Source organism: Pantoea sp. C1E2 (assembly GCF_056491465.1).
On the sequence record NZ_JBSZHT010000002.1, the window covers coordinates 2,564,719 to 2,580,522 of the forward strand.

15 protein-coding genes are annotated in these 15,804 nt (G+C 53.1%); 5 read left to right on the forward strand and 10 right to left on the reverse strand.

Annotated elements, in window-relative coordinates; all coding sequences use genetic code 11:
* The first annotated feature begins 8 nt into the window (after window positions 1-8).
* From ACXI0A_RS12335 to pdeR, 3 genes are all read left to right on the forward strand, one after another.
* A complete protein-coding gene (locus tag ACXI0A_RS12335; protein ID WP_476148561.1) occupies window positions 9-2,075 on the forward strand; it encodes a carbon starvation CstA family protein in 2,067 nt (688 codons plus the stop codon).
* Window positions 2,068-2,364, forward strand: coding sequence for a CstA-like transporter-associated (seleno)protein (locus ACXI0A_RS12340; RefSeq protein ID WP_476148560.1), 297 nt, complete (start codon window positions 2,068-2,070; stop codon window positions 2,362-2,364). The genes ACXI0A_RS12335 and ACXI0A_RS12340 overlap by 8 nt, the downstream gene beginning before the upstream one ends.
* A 156-nt stretch (window positions 2,365-2,520) precedes the next feature.
* Window positions 2,521-4,506: a cyclic di-GMP phosphodiesterase gene (gene pdeR, locus ACXI0A_RS12345; RefSeq protein WP_476148559.1), complete on the forward strand. Its 1,986-nt coding sequence runs from the start codon at window positions 2,521-2,523 to the stop codon at window positions 4,504-4,506.
* A 12-nt stretch (window positions 4,507-4,518) separates the two neighbouring features.
* On the opposite strand, the gene ACXI0A_RS12350 is transcribed toward pdeR, so the two are convergent.
* The 3 genes from ACXI0A_RS12350 to araD all read right to left on the reverse strand — a co-directional run bounded on the left by ACXI0A_RS12350 (window position 4,519) and on the right by araD (window position 7,437).
* Window positions 4,519-5,385 carry a crotonase/enoyl-CoA hydratase family protein gene (locus ACXI0A_RS12350; RefSeq protein WP_034821448.1) on the reverse strand — a complete coding sequence of 289 codons (867 nt, stop codon included), beginning with the start codon at window positions 5,383-5,385 and terminating at the stop codon, window positions 4,519-4,521.
* Between the two features lie 140 nt (window positions 5,386-5,525).
* Window positions 5,526-6,509 (reverse strand): 2-keto-3-deoxygluconate transporter, encoded by a 984-nt coding sequence (gene kdgT / locus ACXI0A_RS12355; RefSeq protein ID WP_476148558.1) that lies wholly within the window; start codon window positions 6,507-6,509, stop codon window positions 5,526-5,528.
* A gap of 229 nt (window positions 6,510-6,738) precedes the next feature.
* A complete protein-coding gene (araD, locus tag ACXI0A_RS12360; RefSeq protein WP_476148557.1) occupies window positions 6,739-7,437 on the reverse strand; it encodes an L-ribulose-5-phosphate 4-epimerase in 699 nt (232 codons plus the stop codon).
* Between the two features lie 316 nt (window positions 7,438-7,753).
* Here araD and osmB point away from each other — a divergent pair, with 316 nt between their 5' ends.
* The gene (gene osmB / locus ACXI0A_RS12365) at window positions 7,754-7,972 is read left to right on the forward strand and encodes an osmotically-inducible lipoprotein OsmB (protein ID WP_476148556.1); all 219 of its coding nucleotides are present in this window, start codon (window positions 7,754-7,756) and stop codon (window positions 7,970-7,972) included.
* Window positions 7,973-8,040: 68 nt separating this feature from the next.
* On the opposite strand, the gene yciH is transcribed toward osmB, so the two are convergent.
* The 5 genes from yciH to pgpB form a co-directional block, all read right to left on the reverse strand.
* Window positions 8,041-8,364 carry a stress response translation initiation inhibitor YciH gene (gene yciH / locus ACXI0A_RS12370; protein ID WP_034821460.1) on the reverse strand — a complete coding sequence of 108 codons (324 nt, stop codon included), beginning with the start codon at window positions 8,362-8,364 and terminating at the stop codon, window positions 8,041-8,043.
* Window positions 8,364-9,071: an orotidine-5'-phosphate decarboxylase gene (gene pyrF / locus ACXI0A_RS12375; protein WP_476148555.1), complete on the reverse strand. Its 708-nt coding sequence runs from the start codon at window positions 9,069-9,071 to the stop codon at window positions 8,364-8,366. Before pyrF ends, yciH begins: the two co-directional genes overlap by 1 nt.
* A gap of 198 nt (window positions 9,072-9,269) precedes the next feature.
* Window positions 9,270-10,439: a lipopolysaccharide assembly protein LapB gene (lapB, locus tag ACXI0A_RS12380; RefSeq protein ID WP_224931901.1), complete on the reverse strand. Its 1,170-nt coding sequence runs from the start codon at window positions 10,437-10,439 to the stop codon at window positions 9,270-9,272.
* 6 nt (window positions 10,440-10,445) lie between these two features.
* On the reverse strand, window positions 10,446-10,751 hold the full coding sequence (locus ACXI0A_RS12385) for a LapA family protein (RefSeq protein WP_038646699.1): 306 nt from the start codon (window positions 10,749-10,751) through the stop codon (window positions 10,446-10,448).
* Window positions 10,752-10,878: 127 nt separating this feature from the next.
* Window positions 10,879-11,643, reverse strand: coding sequence for a phosphatidylglycerophosphatase B (gene pgpB, locus ACXI0A_RS12390; protein WP_476148552.1), 765 nt, complete (start codon window positions 11,641-11,643; stop codon window positions 10,879-10,881).
* 229 nt (window positions 11,644-11,872) lie between these two features.
* Here pgpB and ribA point away from each other — a divergent pair, with 229 nt between their 5' ends.
* Window positions 11,873-12,466, forward strand: coding sequence for a GTP cyclohydrolase II (ribA, locus tag ACXI0A_RS12395; RefSeq protein ID WP_034821474.1), 594 nt, complete (start codon window positions 11,873-11,875; stop codon window positions 12,464-12,466).
* A gap of 39 nt (window positions 12,467-12,505) precedes the next feature.
* Here ribA and acnA read toward each other — a convergent pair whose 3' ends face one another.
* Together acnA and ACXI0A_RS12405 are read right to left on the reverse strand one after the other, a co-directional pair.
* Window positions 12,506-15,187 carry an aconitate hydratase AcnA gene (gene acnA, locus ACXI0A_RS12400; protein WP_476148550.1) on the reverse strand — a complete coding sequence of 894 codons (2,682 nt, stop codon included), beginning with the start codon at window positions 15,185-15,187 and terminating at the stop codon, window positions 12,506-12,508.
* A gap of 436 nt (window positions 15,188-15,623) precedes the next feature.
* Window positions 15,624-15,803 carry a hypothetical protein gene (locus ACXI0A_RS12405; RefSeq protein ID WP_100700624.1) on the reverse strand — a complete coding sequence of 60 codons (180 nt, stop codon included), beginning with the start codon at window positions 15,801-15,803 and terminating at the stop codon, window positions 15,624-15,626.
* Window position 15,804 lies beyond the last annotated feature (1 nt).

Genomic DNA, 15,804 nt, shown 5'->3' on the forward strand with positions numbered 1-15,804 from the left:
GTTAACTCATGAACAACGTCAAAACCAGATTGATCTGGTTAGCGGTGGCGTTAATTGGTGCGGGTGCGTTTGCCATGCTAGCGCTCAGCCGTGGCGAACACGTCAACGCTGTCTGGCTGGTGATTGCGTCCGTTGCCTGTTACAGCATTGCTTATCGCTTCTACAGCCTGTTTATCGCTGAACGTATTTTCGAGCTGGATGATCGTCGCCGCACGCCTGCCGAGCGGCTAAATGATGGTCTCGATTATGTCCCCACCAACAAATGGGTGCTGTTCGGTCACCACTTCGCGGCGATTGCGGGTGCCGGTCCGTTGGTTGGCCCAATCCTCGCGGCGCAAATGGGCTTCCTGCCCGGTACCATCTGGATTCTGGTAGGCGTGATGATGGCCGGAGCGGTGCAGGATTTCCTGATTCTGTTTATCTCCACGCGCCGTGATGGCCGCTCGCTCGGTGAGATGGCTCGTCAGGAGTTGGGTTCCTTTGCCGGAGTGGTCACCATGCTCGGTGCGCTCGGCGTGATGATTATCATCCTGTCCGCGCTGGCGCTGGTGGTAGTGAAAGCGCTGGCTAACAGTCCGTGGGGGCTGTTTACCATCGCCGCGACGATTCCTATTGCCTTGTTTATGGGCGTGTATATGCGTTTTCTGCGCCCGGGTAAAATCGCAGAGGTGTCCATCATTGGTTTTGTGTTGATGATGGCAGCGATTATTTACGGCGGTGATGTGGCTGCCGATCCCTACTGGGGACCGCTGTTCACGCTGAAAGGCACCGAACTGACGTGGGTGTTGGTGATTTACGGCTTTGTGGCTTCTTCTCTGCCGGTGTGGCTGCTGCTGGCCCCCCGTGATTACCTGTCAACCTTCCTGAAAATCGGCGTCATTATCGGGCTGGCGGTAGGCATTCTGTTCGCCATGCCGGAACTGAAAATGCCGGCGGTGACCAAATTTATTGACGGTAGCGGACCGGTGTTCTCCGGCGCACTGTTCCCGTTCCTGTTTATCACCATCGCTTGTGGTGCGATTTCCGGCTTCCACGCGCTGGTCTCCAGCGGTACCACACCAAAGTTGGTGGAGCGCGAAAGTCATATCCGCTTTATCGGCTATGGCGCGATGCTGATGGAATCCTTTGTGGCGATCATGGCGCTGATTTGCGCCTCAGTGCTGGATCCGGGCGTCTATTTTGCGATGAACTCACCCGCAGCGCTGATCGGTACCACCGTTGAGAGCGCTTCGCAGGTGATTAACGGTTGGGGCTTTGTGGTCACGCCCGAGATGCTGAGCGGCATTGCGCGCGATGTCGGTGAAAGCACCGTGCTGTCACGCGCGGGCGGCGCGCCCACATTTGCAGTCGGTATGGCGCATATCATCACAGAAGTGTTTAACAGCCGGGCGATGATGGCTTTCTGGTACCACTTCGCCATTCTGTTCGAAGCGCTGTTCATCCTGACGGCAGTGGATGCCGGTACCCGTGCCTGCCGTTTTATGGTGCAGGATTTGGTCGGCACCGTGGTGCCTTCGATGGCCAACAACCGTTCGTGGCTGGGTAATATGGCGGGCACCACCGTGGCGGTGGCCGGCTGGGGCTTCTTTGTTTATCAGGGCGTGGTCGATCCGCTGGGCGGCATCAATACCCTGTGGCCGCTGTTTGGTATTGGTAACCAGATGCTGGCCTCAATGGCGTTGATTCTGGGTACCGTGGTGTTGTTCAAAATGAAAAAGCAGCGCTATGCGTGGGTCACCATCGTGCCGACCGCCTGGCTGTTCATCACTTCGATGACCGCGGGCTGGCAGAAGATTTTTCATGAGAAACCCTCGATTGGTTTCCTTGCACAGGCCAACAAGTTCCGTAAAGGCATTGATGAAGGCATGGTCATCGCACCGGCGAAAACCGTGGCGGACATGCAAACCATCGTGTTTAGCAATCAAATTAACGCGGCCCTGTGCGGCTTCTTTATGCTGGTGGCTGTCACCATGTTGATTGCGGCCTTCTTTGTCATCCGCCGTGCACTGCGCAGTCACGTGCCCACCACCCATGAATCCGAAGTTTCACTGCGTAAGGAGGTGCGAAATGTCTGAGTCCATTCATCGCTGGAGAAAACCGGTCGGCGCGTGGCAGATTCAGCAATGCTTACCGATCGCAACCCAGGCCCTCGGGCAAAATCTTAATCGCTGGCAACGCCTCTGGCAGGGATTGAAGCAAAGTTTTCGCTTAATGGTTGGCGTTCACGACTATCAAACTTATCTGAAGAATATGCGCGAACACCATCCCGAGCAGATGCCTATGGATGAGCGCGCGTTTCATCGCTACTGCCTCGAAGCCCGTTTTCCCAGCCAGGCAGGCAAGCTCGGCAAGTGTCCTTGCTGACATTTTTAAGCCCCGATTTTCGGGGCTTTTTCGTGCCATTCTTTAGTGAAAACAAAAATATATTTGGTTTGCATCTTGTGCTAACGCAGGAGGTTGAATACTGTTGCTAAAATAATGAGATACCGCCTGCTCAGCATTTCCCCGGAGGAAGTTTCCATGACCGATGAACAAGGGCAAACGTTGCTATACACCCTGTTTGGCACAACCAGCCCTCATTGGCGTTTAACTTCAGATAGCGATGCTTTGCATTTTGCCGAAGACGAGAATGCCAATACCAATTTGGCGGTTCCATTGACCCCTGCACAAGCCAGTTTGCTGCGTGCGATGACAGTGATCACTTCCAGTATTAATCTGACCCTTTCCCTGCGCGGTGCGCCGGTGCCAATGCACTTTGTCGGCCGTAAGGTGAACCAATCAACATGGGCCGGAACCTCTTCCGCCTGGGGTGATACTTCCTCTGTGGCTCGCGATTTGACGCTGGGTTTATCCTTCGCTGAACAAGTGGTCTCTGAGGCCAATTCTGTGATTGTGATCCTGGACCAGCGTGGCAACATCCAGCGATTCAACCGCTTAAGCGAAGAGTACACCGGGCTCAAAGAGCAGGAAGTGATCGGCCGCAACGTATTTCAGCTGTTTATGACCAAACAGGAAGCGCAGGCTTCACGACGCAACATTTCGGGCTTCTTCCGTGACGGCAATTCTTATGAAGTGGAACGCTGGATCAAAACCAAAAAAGGCCAGCGACTGTTTCTGTTTCGTAATAAGTTTGTGCACAGCGGTAGTGGGAAAAATGAAATTTTCCTCATCTGTTCTGGAACCGACATCACAGAAGAACGACGTGCTCAGGAACGCTTACGCGTCCTCGCTAATACCGATACGGTAACCGGTTTACCCAACCGCAATGCCATCCATCAACAGATTAGTCTGGCACTGGAATTGGCCAATGGCAGTCAAACTGGCGTGGTTTACCTCGATCTGGACAATTTTAAGAAGGTCAACGACGCCTACGGCCATATGTTTGGCGACCAACTGCTGCAAGCAGTGTCGCTGGCCATTCTCAGCTGTCTGGGCAAAGACCAGACGCTGGCCCGTCTCGGTGGCGATGAGTTCGTCGTACTGGCAGAACATACCAGCCAGGCTGCGCTGGAAGCCATGGCATCGCGTATTCTTGAGCGCCTGCGTCAACCGTTCCGCGTCGGTCTAATCGAAGTCTACAGCGGCTGCTCGATTGGTATCGCCCTCGCCCCGCTGCATGGTGAGGATCGTGAAAGCCTGATCCGCAATGCCGATACCGCCATGTATCACGCCAAAGAGAATGGGCGCGGTAAATTCTGCGTTTTTGCCAATGAGATGAACCAACGTGTTTTCGAATATCTCTGGCTCGATACTAACCTGCGCAAAGCACTGGAGCTGGAGCAGCTGGTGGTATATTACCAGCCCAAACTAGACCGTGACGGTGAAGTACGCAGTGCAGAAGCGCTGGTACGCTGGAACTCTCCGGAACGAGGTCTGGTCCCCCCTGGCGATTTCATCTCTTACGCCGAAGAGTCGGGCTTAATTGTTCCGCTTGGGCGCTGGGTGATGCTCAATGTGTTACAGCAAATTGTTCAGTGGCGTAATGAAGGTATCTACCTGCGTGTTGCCGTAAACGTCTCAGCCAAGCAATTGATTAACCAAAGTATCTATACTGATTTAAAGCAGGCGCTGACCGAGGCCGGTCTCACTGATTGCCCGATTGACATCGAGCTGACTGAAAGCTGCCTGATTGAGAATGAGGCCGGTGCACTGACGCTGATGAAGCAATTCCAGGAGCTGGGCGCTCAGGTTCATCTCGATGATTTTGGTACAGGTTATTCCTCGCTTTCCCAGTTAGCTCGTGTACCCATTGATGCGATCAAGCTGGATCAAAGCTTCGTGCGTAACATCAATAAGCAGCCAGTAGCGCAGTCGCTGGTGCGTGCCATTGTGGCCGTGGCCAAAACCCTCGATCTGCAGGTGATTGCGGAAGGCATTGAAACCAAAGCCGAAGAGAAGTTTGTTATGACCAACGGTGTCGATGGGCGTCAGGGTTATTATTATGCAAAACCAATGCCCGCAGAACAGCTCGGGCATTGGCTGGCTAAGCATCCTGCCCGCGTTTAACGCTGGTCTCGGTTATCCGGCTTTGCGCAGGGATGCGCTATGACGGTTCTGTAGCTGTACCAGTCGTTCCATATAAGCAATGTCTTTAGGCTCCAGTGTGAAGGCGTAATCCACCCAATCTTCCGTGATGTCCATCAGCTCGGCTCGTGAGAGTTGCAGCACGCGCTGACGCGCCTTCAGCATGGCACGCACACCATTCAGCTTAGGGCGCAAAGTATCGATAAAGGTGCGTGTGGTACGGTAGGCATCGCCCGGCTGGAAGACTTTATCCACCAGACCCCGCGTTTCATACCACTCTGCACTATGCGACTCCCCTTCACAAATCAGCTCTTCAGCCAGCTTCATGCCGGAACGACGCGCCACCAGTGAGTAGCCACCCATGCCAGGGAACAGGTTAAACGCAATCTCCGGGAACCCCATACGTGCAGAGTTCTGCGCCAGAATGAAGTGATGCGCCAGCGCGGCCTCGAAACCGCCACCTAATGCACTGCCCTCAATCATCGCCAGCGTCACCGCACCGGTATCAAAGCCACGTGCGGCCGAATGGATGCAATCCACGCAGGCGCGCGCATAAGCCCGCAGCGCTTCACGACGGTTGTTGCGAATGCACTCGACAAAGAATCGTAAATCGCCTCCGGCGTTGAACATCTGCGGCACCAGAGAGCCTGTCACCCAAAAATCAATCGGCAGACCCGAACGCTGAGCGGCATAGCTCAGATTCATGATCTCCTCAATTAATTCGTGGTTGAAACTAGGGCGCGGTTGGGCACGAAGCATCATCCACATGGTGTGACGACCCTCTTCATAGTAGGCCGCCAGCTGGGTGGTTTGTCCGACTTCGGTAAACAATCTGCAAGTTGGTTGGTTAATTACTGTCATAGTCTCATCCTCTAGTTATGTGATGCGTTAAACGCAACATCAGCGTAATCCAGAGTGAGGCCAGACCAAATGAGAGATTGATTTATAAAGTAAAATCCAGAGATATCCCCGACCATAAGGTCGGGGAAAGATAAGCAGGCTTACTTGATGGCAGCGCGCTGTCCCACCGCCACATGAGAACGCTTAACGCGTTTTGAATAGACGGCGGTGATAATCGGCACTAATACAGAAGTCACGATTACTGAAGTGGCAACCAGTGCGGTGGCTGCGGGTGCGACCGGTTTAAACTGTGGCAGCATCTCGGCAATCAACACCGGTGTCGCCACGGCCGCTCCTGCGGTGCTTGAAGCGGCAATCCCTGCGGTACCATCACCGCCACCAATCAAACGGTCGGCAATAATCAGTGGAATACCGGTGATGATGATCACCGAGACCCCCAGCAATACACCCAGTAAACCGGTTTGCGCGATCACCGCCAAATTGATGGTGTTACCCAACGCAAAAGCAAAGAAGGGAATCAAGGTATGCACGGCTTTGCCAAAGAACTCGCGTAATTCAGGGTCGAGATTGCCGAGCGCGAAGCCGACAATGAATGGCAGCACTGCGCCGACAAACACGTGTGGCTCAAACGAAGCAATGCCAGCGGTTCCCAAAATCACCATGGTCATCAGCGGACCCGATTCCAGCGACATCAGCACAAACGCGCCGGCTTCTTCTTTTGACCCGTATTGCTGCATGATCGAGGCATACAGTCCGCCGTTGGTCATATCCATGGCGGCAACCAGGGCCAGCGTGGACAAGCCGGCGAACATACCAACTTCTACGCCATTTTCCGGCATCATGCGCGATGCCACAGCAGCAATTACCCAGGCCACGGCGATTTTTGTTAGCACCAGGGTGCCGGATTTACGCAGTACGGTCCCGGTTGCGCTGAGTTTGATTGATGCACCCATGCAAAAGAACCATACCGCCAGAATCGGTACCGTGCCGGTCATTAAGCCGTTAGTGAAAGAGCCAAAGTATTTACCTGCGCCGGGTGAAAACGTGTGGCAAAGCGCGCCCAGAAATAGCGGGATTAACATCATACCGCCTGGAATTTTATCGATTGCGCGTTTGATATGCATAGGTGTGTCACCTTTACTGAGTCAGAGGGAGGTGCGTTATCGTTTGCCTGTTGGCATGACAGGCAAGATAACCACTGAGATTCAGGAAAAAAGTGATCAGAGCGATAATAATGAAACAGCGTTTTAATTTTAAAGGTAGGCCATTTCTATTTTATGATCGGTATCGCCATACTAGTTGTTCCAGCCAAAAAATAAAGGCGCCTTCAGGCGCCTCTGCAAGCTTTAATGTTTAATTCTGCCCATACCAGGCGTTCTTACCATGCTTTCGTAGATAATGCAGATCGAGCAAATTTTGCGAAATCGGAGGCAGTTCGCTGCGCAGTTGTTCCGTATGTAGCGCCATGTAGGCAACCTCTTCCAGCACCACCGCACTATGAACGGCTGCATCCGCATCTTTCCCCCAGGAAAACGGGCCGTGCGAGTTGACCAGCGCAGCGGGAATATCGCCAGGCTTGATACGGCGTTGAGCGAAACTTTCGATAATCACCTGCCCGGTATTCCACTCGTAATCCTGTTGAATCTCCTCGCGCTTCATCGCACGCGTGCAGGGAATGGTGCCGTAGAAGTCATCCGCGTGCGTGGTACCCAGCGCAATAATATCGCGCCCGGCCTGCGCCCAAATCGTGGCGTGGCGCGAGTGGGTATGCACAATGCCACCAATCTCTGGCCAGGCAAGGTATAGCGCACGATGGGTTGCTGTATCTGATGACGGACGTAGCGCCCCTTCCACCACTTTGCCACTCGCTAACTCCACCACCACCATATCTTCACGCTGCATCTTCTCGTATTTCACGCCTGACGGCTTGATCACCAGCAGGCCTCGATCGCGATCGATGGCGCTGACGTTACCCCAGGTAAATGTGACCAGGTTATAGCGCGGTAAATCCAGATTGGCTTCCAGCACCTGCTGCTTGAGCGATTCCAGCATGATTATTCCTCCTGCGAACTGTGATAGCTGAATTGTGCTGAACTAGGGGATAAAACGTTATGGAGCGAATCGCTGTAAAAGCAGCGGAAAGTCGCTGAGACCGAAGAAGTGTGGCGTGAATTAAGAATATTCTATCTTCACCTAATTTTGCTGTGGTTCATCAGGCTAAAGTCAGGAACGGTACGGTTTGCACAAGATTAACCCCCGCAAATGGTCACAATGGAGAGCATTGAATGACACACTGGGATGAAGTACTTCGTTGCGCAACATCTATACTTAAAACGTTGCCTCTGTACATACAATCAAGGAGAAAGAGATGACGACAACAATGAAACGTATGACCGTTGCGGTATTAGCTGCCACTCTGGTTGTTGGCTTGAGTGGTTGTTCGAACTGGTCAAAACGCGACCGTAATACCGCCATCGGGGCGGGTGCGGGTGCAATCGGTGGTTCTGTCCTGACTAACGGAAGTGCACTGGGTACAGTAGGTGGTGCAGCCGTTGGCGGTATTATCGGCCATCAGGTTTCTAAATAACGATAAAGATTCAGGCTACGCAGCGCATCTACAGCATCACGGGCCGCACAGTGTGCGGCCCGTATTTTTTAGCCGCCGGCTAATTTCACTTTCATGCCTTTGGCTTCGAGCAGTGTTTTTAATAAATCGCGTTTATCGCCCTGAATCTCGATCACGCCATCTTTGAGTGACCCACCACAGCCACATTTTTTCTTTAGTTCTGCTGCCAATTTGTTGAGCGCGTCGTCATCGAGATCGATACCAGTGATCAGGCAAACACCCTTGCCTTTTCGACCGCTGGTCTGGCGCTGAATGCGCACAATGCCATCGCCTTTCGGGCGCGGCGCTTTTTCTTCTTCCTGTGCGATGCGACCCGTTTCAGTGGAGTAAACCAGTCGGTTGTCCTGAGCCATTAGGCCTCCTGTAAACTTTGCAGGATAGTGTGCAGCGTTGCCGCCGGATCATTGGATTGGGTGATCGGACGCCCAATCACCATGTAATCCACGCCAGCCAATTTTGCCTGCTGTGGCGTCATGATACGGCGTTGATCGCCTGCGTCACTGCCTGCAGGACGAATACCCGGTGTTACCAATGCAAAATCCTGGCCGATCACCTGCTTGAAATGCGCGGCTTCCTGAGCGGAACACACTACACCGTCCAGTCCGCACTCGCGCGTCAGGCGAGCCAGACGTTCCGCCTGCTGGGCGGGTGAAAGCGTAATGCCGAGGCCTTTGAGATCCTCTTCATCCATGCTGGTTAATACGGTAACCGCAATCAGCAAGGGCGCATCGTTGCCAAAAGGCAGCAGCGCTTCGCGTGCCGCATTCATCATCCGCGCCCCGCCACTGGCGTGGACATTGACCATCCACACACCGAGGTCAGCTGCAGCAGCTACCGCGTGCGCGGTGGTATTTGGGATGTCATGAAACTTCAGGTCGAGGAAAACGTCAAATCCACGCGACTGTAACGTTTTCACCAGCGACGGGCCAAACAGCGTGAACATCTCTTTGCCGACTTTCAGGCGGCACTGGCTCGGGTCAATGCGGTCCACAAACTGCAGTGCGCTGTCGAGATTATGATAGTCGAGTGCCACCAGAATCGGTGAAGTGGTTACAGGCATAACGTTTCCTCAGAGGCAGGCACCCGCAGGCGCAATGGACAAACGGCAAGCATTCTACCCGTGCATCCCCCTCCCGACAATCTCACTGCGCGCTTTAGATCATTGATTGACGGATAGCCGCACAATGCCACGGCTTACGTTGATGATTCAGGGCTATAGTATGTTGTAACTATGGTGGGGTTATAATAAAAACGGCCGTTACTGGCCGTCAAGTCCACGGATCGGTTTCACGGAAGACCATGCGCGACAAGATGGGCAATGCCAGTAAAGTGCATGCGCGGTAAATCCGCACTTCTGGCAGCGATAGCGCGGCTTGGTACGAATCTGTTCACCGACCATATCACGCAGCACCATCAGGCTCTCTTTAGCCCTACCGTCCTCAGCTTCGTGCAGGTGGAAGTCCATTAAGCGATGGAACACGCGCATGGTGGGATGGCGTTGCAACTGACGATTGATGTACAACTGCGCCGCTTCAGGTCCCTGCTGCTGCTCAAGGATATCAGAGAGGTACAGTTCAGCAGCCGCGCCGGTATTCTCTTCCACACAGCGCTGTAAAAACTGAGCCCAGTCTTCGGGCTGATTCAGGCGCTGATAGCAGGTTTCGAGCATTGATAAGGTTTCGCTCACCAGCTCTTTATCTTGATCCAGCACGCGCTGCAGGCGAGCCGTTGCTTTGGCATACTCGCCCTGCTCCATAAAGATGCGGCCCATCATGATGGAAACGCGTGCGCTTTGATGATCGGCCGATTCACCCTTCTTCAGCAAGCTCATGGCGCGATCGAGATCGTCACTGCTCAGTGCCTGAAGCGCGAGTTCGCAGTAGAAATGGGCAATTTCGCCCTTCTGCTTGTCTTTGCCGAGCTTAACCAACCTTTCCGCCACTTCGATGGCTTTGTGCCAGTCACTGGTTGCCTGATGTATCAGTAACAGCTGTTGCAAGGCACCGATGCGGAAGTCGGTTTCATCAATCAGCTGGCTAAACATGTCTTCTGCGCGATCGTACAACCCGGCAGCCATGTAATCGCGTCCTAACTGCTGAATCGCCAGCAGCCGCTGTTCATAGCTCAGGGAAGCGCTTTCCATCAGGGATTGGTGAATACGGATGGCGCGGTCAACTTCGCCGCGTGAACGGAACAGGTTGCCAAGCGTCAGGTGAGCTTCGACTGTGCCGCTGTCCTCCTTCAGCATATCCAGAAAGAGATCGACAGCTTTGTCCTGTTGATTGGAAAGCAGGAAGTTAACCCCGGCAACGTATTCACGTGACAGGCGATTGGCTTCCTGTTGCTTATCCTGATGGGCACTACGGCGGCCCATGTACCAGCCATATGCCGCAGCAACAGGAAGAAGCAAAAACAGCAATTCAAGCATCGAAACTTAATCCCGACGACCAGCAGTAGAAGAATTTGTCACAGCCGTTGATTGTTCGTTCTGTGCCTGCATGCGTTTCAGCTTGCGCTGCGCATGGGCCAGAGAAACACGTATCCGCAACCAGAAAAGACCGCAAATTGCCCAACCGAGCAGGAATCCAGCGCCAAACAAGCTCGCCAGCAATGTGGAGATGCGGAATTCACCCTGCGCCAGCAGATAGTTAAAAGTGACGATTTGGTCGTTATGCGCTCCAAGCGTGACGGAGATGATAAAAATGACCAAAACCACGAGAAAAATCAGCAAATATTTCACAATGCGTCCTGTCGTGAGGTTATCCAGTAGAAGTATGCCAAAAAAGTGCCGCCGATGCTGCTTATCAGCACATCACTTAGCGCATTTTCCGTAAGCGCAATCAATCATATGGGGGCGCGCGCAGAAATTACAATCCATCATCACGCTGCTCGATCTCCCGCTGCTCTTCGCGCGGCACCGTCAGCGGACCACAAAAACGTTGTGCCAGCCAGGTGGCAACCGTGACCAGCAACCAGGAAATCAGGGTGGCCACCACCAAATCGCGCGGCCAATGCATGCCCAGTAACAAACGACTGCCCATCACCATGGTGGCCCAGGCAAACAGCACTATCACGGTGACAATATGGCGCCGTGGCCACAGTAGGCCAATCACCAGCAGCGCCCAACTGGCAGCAAACATGGTATGTCCGGAAGGAAAGGCAAAGCCGGTTTCAAACGCCCAGTGGTTTTTCAGCCATTGCGGCAGCTGAGTGTCGTTAGCCACTAAAGTCGACACCAACTGGCTGCGCCCCTGACGGTTCTGCTGATAAAACTCCCCTTCATCAATACCGTAACTCTTCTCCAGCCAAACCACATAGGGCCGGGGTTCCTGCACCTGCTCTTTAATGAAAGATTTGGTGTACTGGCCGGCAAGAATAGCGCCGTTCATGAAGATGATCAGTAAAATGGCGGGCTTAAGTCGGAAGCGTAAGCACCATAAAACCCAGGCACTGAGGATAAGGCTTGTCAATATGCCCCATGGGCTGGTGACGGTCTCGGTCATCCAAAAGAGTACCCGCAAAAATGCGCTACTCTCACCTGGCTGCCATTGCCAGCCAGAGAGCCAGACAGCGACCGGCATGATCAATAACAAAAGCATTCCTAGGGTGGTGCGCTGCGCAATTTTTAACATCCGTTTCCTTTTAGATCCGCTGGTATCAGCGTGGCTGGCATAACTTTAGCTGAAAAAAGAATAACATACCCGTTGCAGCTTAGATAATTGTGCTTTATCACTACAATAACTCTGACTGATTAACGGCCCGGGTACAGGTTGTGGCACAATATTGTCAGTTTTGTCGGGCCAATCGGGCCCGTGCGTTATCATGATGATAGCGCATCCTCTGAAGGTTCTGGAGAGTCACATGCAGCTTAAACGGGTAGCAGAAGCCAAACTGCCCACGCCATGGGGAGATTTCCTGATGGTTGGTTTTGAAGAACTGGCAACCGGCCAGGATCATGTCGCGCTGGTTTACGGTGATGTGAGTGACCACAATCCAGTGCTGGCACGCGTTCACTCGGAGTGTCTAACCGGTGACGCACTGTTCAGCCTGCGCTGCGACTGTGGTTTCCAGCTCGAGGCGGCACTGACCGCTATCGCTGAAGAAGGTCGTGGCGTGCTGTTATATCACCGTCAGGAAGGCCGTAATATCGGTCTGCTAAACAAGATCCGCGCCTATGCCCTGCAGGACAAAGGGTACGATACGGTGGAAGCGAATCATCAATTGGGCTTTGCCGCTGATGAGCGTGATTTCACCCTGTGTGCGGATATGTTTAAGCTGCTGGGCGTCAATGAAGTCCGCCTGCTGACTAACAATCCTCGCAAAGTCGAGATTCTGAGCGAAGCGGGAATTAATATTGTTGAGCGCGTGCCGTTAGTGGTTGGACGCAACCCCAAAAATGCCCACTACCTTGATACCAAGGCAGAAAAAATGGGCCATCTGCTGCCAAAAGCGTAAAGCAGACAGAAAAAAGCCGGGAAATCTCCCGGCTTTTTTTTAGTTCAGCATATTACGAATCACATAGTGCAATATGCCATCGTTCTGATAATAGGTCAGCTCATTACCGGTATCGATACGGCACCGCGTTGCCAGCGTCTCTTTTTTACCATCGACGCGCGTCAGCGTGACATTGACCGTGCAACCTGGTTTCAGTTGGGAGAGGTTTTCAACATCAATAAACTCCTCCCCGGTTAATCCCAGCGTTATACGCGTGACGCCAGCGGGGAATTCCAGTGGCAGGATCCCCATCCCGATCAAGTTAGAGCGATGTATACGCTCGAACGACTCTGAAATAACGACTCGCACACCTTGCAAACGCGGGCCCTTCGCTGCCCAGTCGCGGCTGGAACCTGAGCCGTACTCCTTCCCGGCGATGACTGCCAGCGGCACACCTTCGGCCTGATACTTCATGGCCGCATCGTAAATCGCCAACTGTTCATTGCTGGGGAAATGTTTGGTGTATCCCCCCTCCACACCCGGCACCATTTCATTACGAATACGGATGTTGGCAAAGGTGCCGCGCATCATGACTTCGTGGTTACCACGACGCGAGCCATAGGAGTTAAAATCGGTGCGCTCGACACCATGCGACAGCAAGTAGCGTCCAGCGGGACTTTCCGCTTTGATGCTGCCCGCCGGCGAAATATGGTCGGTGGTGACAGAGTCACCCAGCATCGCCAGAATGCGCGCGCCTTTAATATCCTGGACCGGCTCCGGTGTTTTACCCATTTCATCAAAGAACGGCGACAGGCGGATGTAAGTTGAGCCCTCATCCCAGTCATAAGTTGCGGCTTCACTGACTTTGATTTGTTGCCACTCAGGCGTCCCGTCAAAGACCTCGGCATATTCCTTATGGAACATATCGCTGGTCACTTTCTGCACCGCTGCGGCGATCTCCTCTGGAGATGGCCAGATATCCTGCAGGAAGACATCGTTGCCCTGCCTGTCCTGCCCGATAGGCTCACTCTGCAGGTTTAATTTCATATTACCGGCCAGTGCATAAGCCACCACCAACGGCGGCGACGCCAGCCAGTTGGTTTTCACCAGCGGATGGATACGTCCTTCGAAGTTTCGGTTACCCGATAACACCGCACCCACGGTTAGATCACCTTCTTTAATGGCACTCTCGATTTCATCTGGCAATGGACCCGAGTTACCGATGCAGGTGGTACAGCCGTATCCCACCAGGTTGAAACCTAATTCATCCAGATAAGGCGTGAGCTGAGCCACCGCGAGGTAATCCGACACCACTTTTGATCCCGGTGCCAATGAGGCTTTCACCCAGGGTTTGCGCATCAAGCCACGCTCAACGGCATTTTTCGCCAACAGGCCCGCCGCCATCAAGACGCTGGGGTTAGACGTATTGGTACAAGAGGTGATGGCTGAAATGACTACAGCACCGTCGTCCAGCTGATAGCTATCGCCGGTCTCGCTGTCGCGATAAGTGACGGTCTTATGCGCTTTCTGTGCATGATTGACTTCGAGTTCGTTGCTGGCATCAAAGGCTGCTGGCACATCCCCCAGCGAGACGCGATCCTGCGGACGTTTGGGGCCGGCAAGGCTGGATTCAACTTCAGCCATATCCAGCGCCAGTGAACTGGTAAAACGAGGTTCATCACCCGGATTACGCCACATCCCTTGTTGCTTCGCATAAGCTTCCACTAATTCGACTTGTTCAGCATCGCGTCCGGTCAGCGTCATGTAGCTCAGCGTGATCTCATCGATAGGGAAGAAACCGCAGGTGGCACCAAATTCCGGCGCCATATTAGCGATAGTCGCGCGGTCTGCTAAGGGGAGATCGGCGAGGCCATCACCGTAGAATTCGACGAATTTACCTACCACACCGTGCTTACGCAGCATTTGCGTCACGGTTAACACCAAATCGGTCGCGGTGATGCCGGGGCTTAGTTTTCCAGTGAGTTTGAAACCGACAACGTCAGGGATCAGCATAGATACTGGCTGCCCTAACATGGCGGCTTCGGCTTCAATACCACCGACACCCCAGCCTAATACGCCGAGCGCGTTGATCATCGTGGTGTGAGAATCCGTACCCACTAAGGTGTCAGGGTAAGCGACTTCCTTACTCTCCTGCGTTTCATGCCAGACGGATTTTCCCAGATACTCCAGGTTGACCTGATGGCAGATACCGGTGCCTGGTGGCACCACGCGGAAACGGTTGAAAGCTTTTTGCCCCCAGCGCAGGAAGACGTAACGTTCGTGGTTACGCTCCATCTCCAGACGCACGTTTTCTTCGAAAGCGTCCTCATCACCAAAATGGTCAACGGTCACCGAGTGGTCTATCACGAGATCGACCGGCGATAAGGGATTAACTTTGGCTACATCGCCGCCGAGGCGATTAACCGCTTCGCGCATCGCCGCCAAATCTACCACCGCTGGCACGCCGGTGAAGTCCTGCATCAATACGCGCGCAGGGCGATAAGCAATTTCACGATCGGCGTGGGCATCTTTCAGCCAGCCAACTAACGCCTGAATGTCTTCAGCTGTTACTGAATCCTCATCCTGCCAGCGCAGCAGATTTTCCAGCAACACCTTCATTGATTTGGGTAAGCGATCGATATTGCCCAGTTGCTGGGCGGCTTTAGGCAGGCTGTAGTAATGATATTTTTTTGCCCGAACGTCCAGCGTATCCTGACTTTGCTCCCGTAACGTTAACGACATAACTCCTCCTTTAATGGGCCTCTCTTTAAACCTCAATAACCGCAAGGTTTAGCTTAAAGATAGACCACATTTTCGTTAACGATTTGATAACAACACGAAATGACACATAAAGGCACAAACAAAAATGCCCCGACGTTTGTCAGGGCATTAATAAAAGTCAGTACAATTTGAGTTATTGGATTACATCATTGCCCACACGGCCGTAGCCCAAAATGCAATGGAAAAGGCATAAACGCTAAACCATGAAAAAGTCGTTGTATTCATTGAGTCACTCCCTCCCGGATTTCGGGCAAAAAAAGTCCACCGTCCTCAGCTTTGTACTGATGACACCGTTTTTTTAATGCTGAGTGTTAAAGGACGGGCTTTTAAAATGCCCACCGGATAATCCGGTAAAGAGAGATATAAATTCTATATATAGAACAGAACGCAGACAGCGTTATTTCGACTTCGGATCCATGAAAGATTCGATAAAGTTGCGCTGGTTTTCACTCAGTTCCCATGACGCAGGAATCGCCACAGGCTGTTCAGCGCTCTTGACTTCTTTCGCTTTGCACGTAGACGTGTTCGGCTGACGCGCAGAAACCGGAGACTTACGGCTGAGTGTATTTGCCCACATG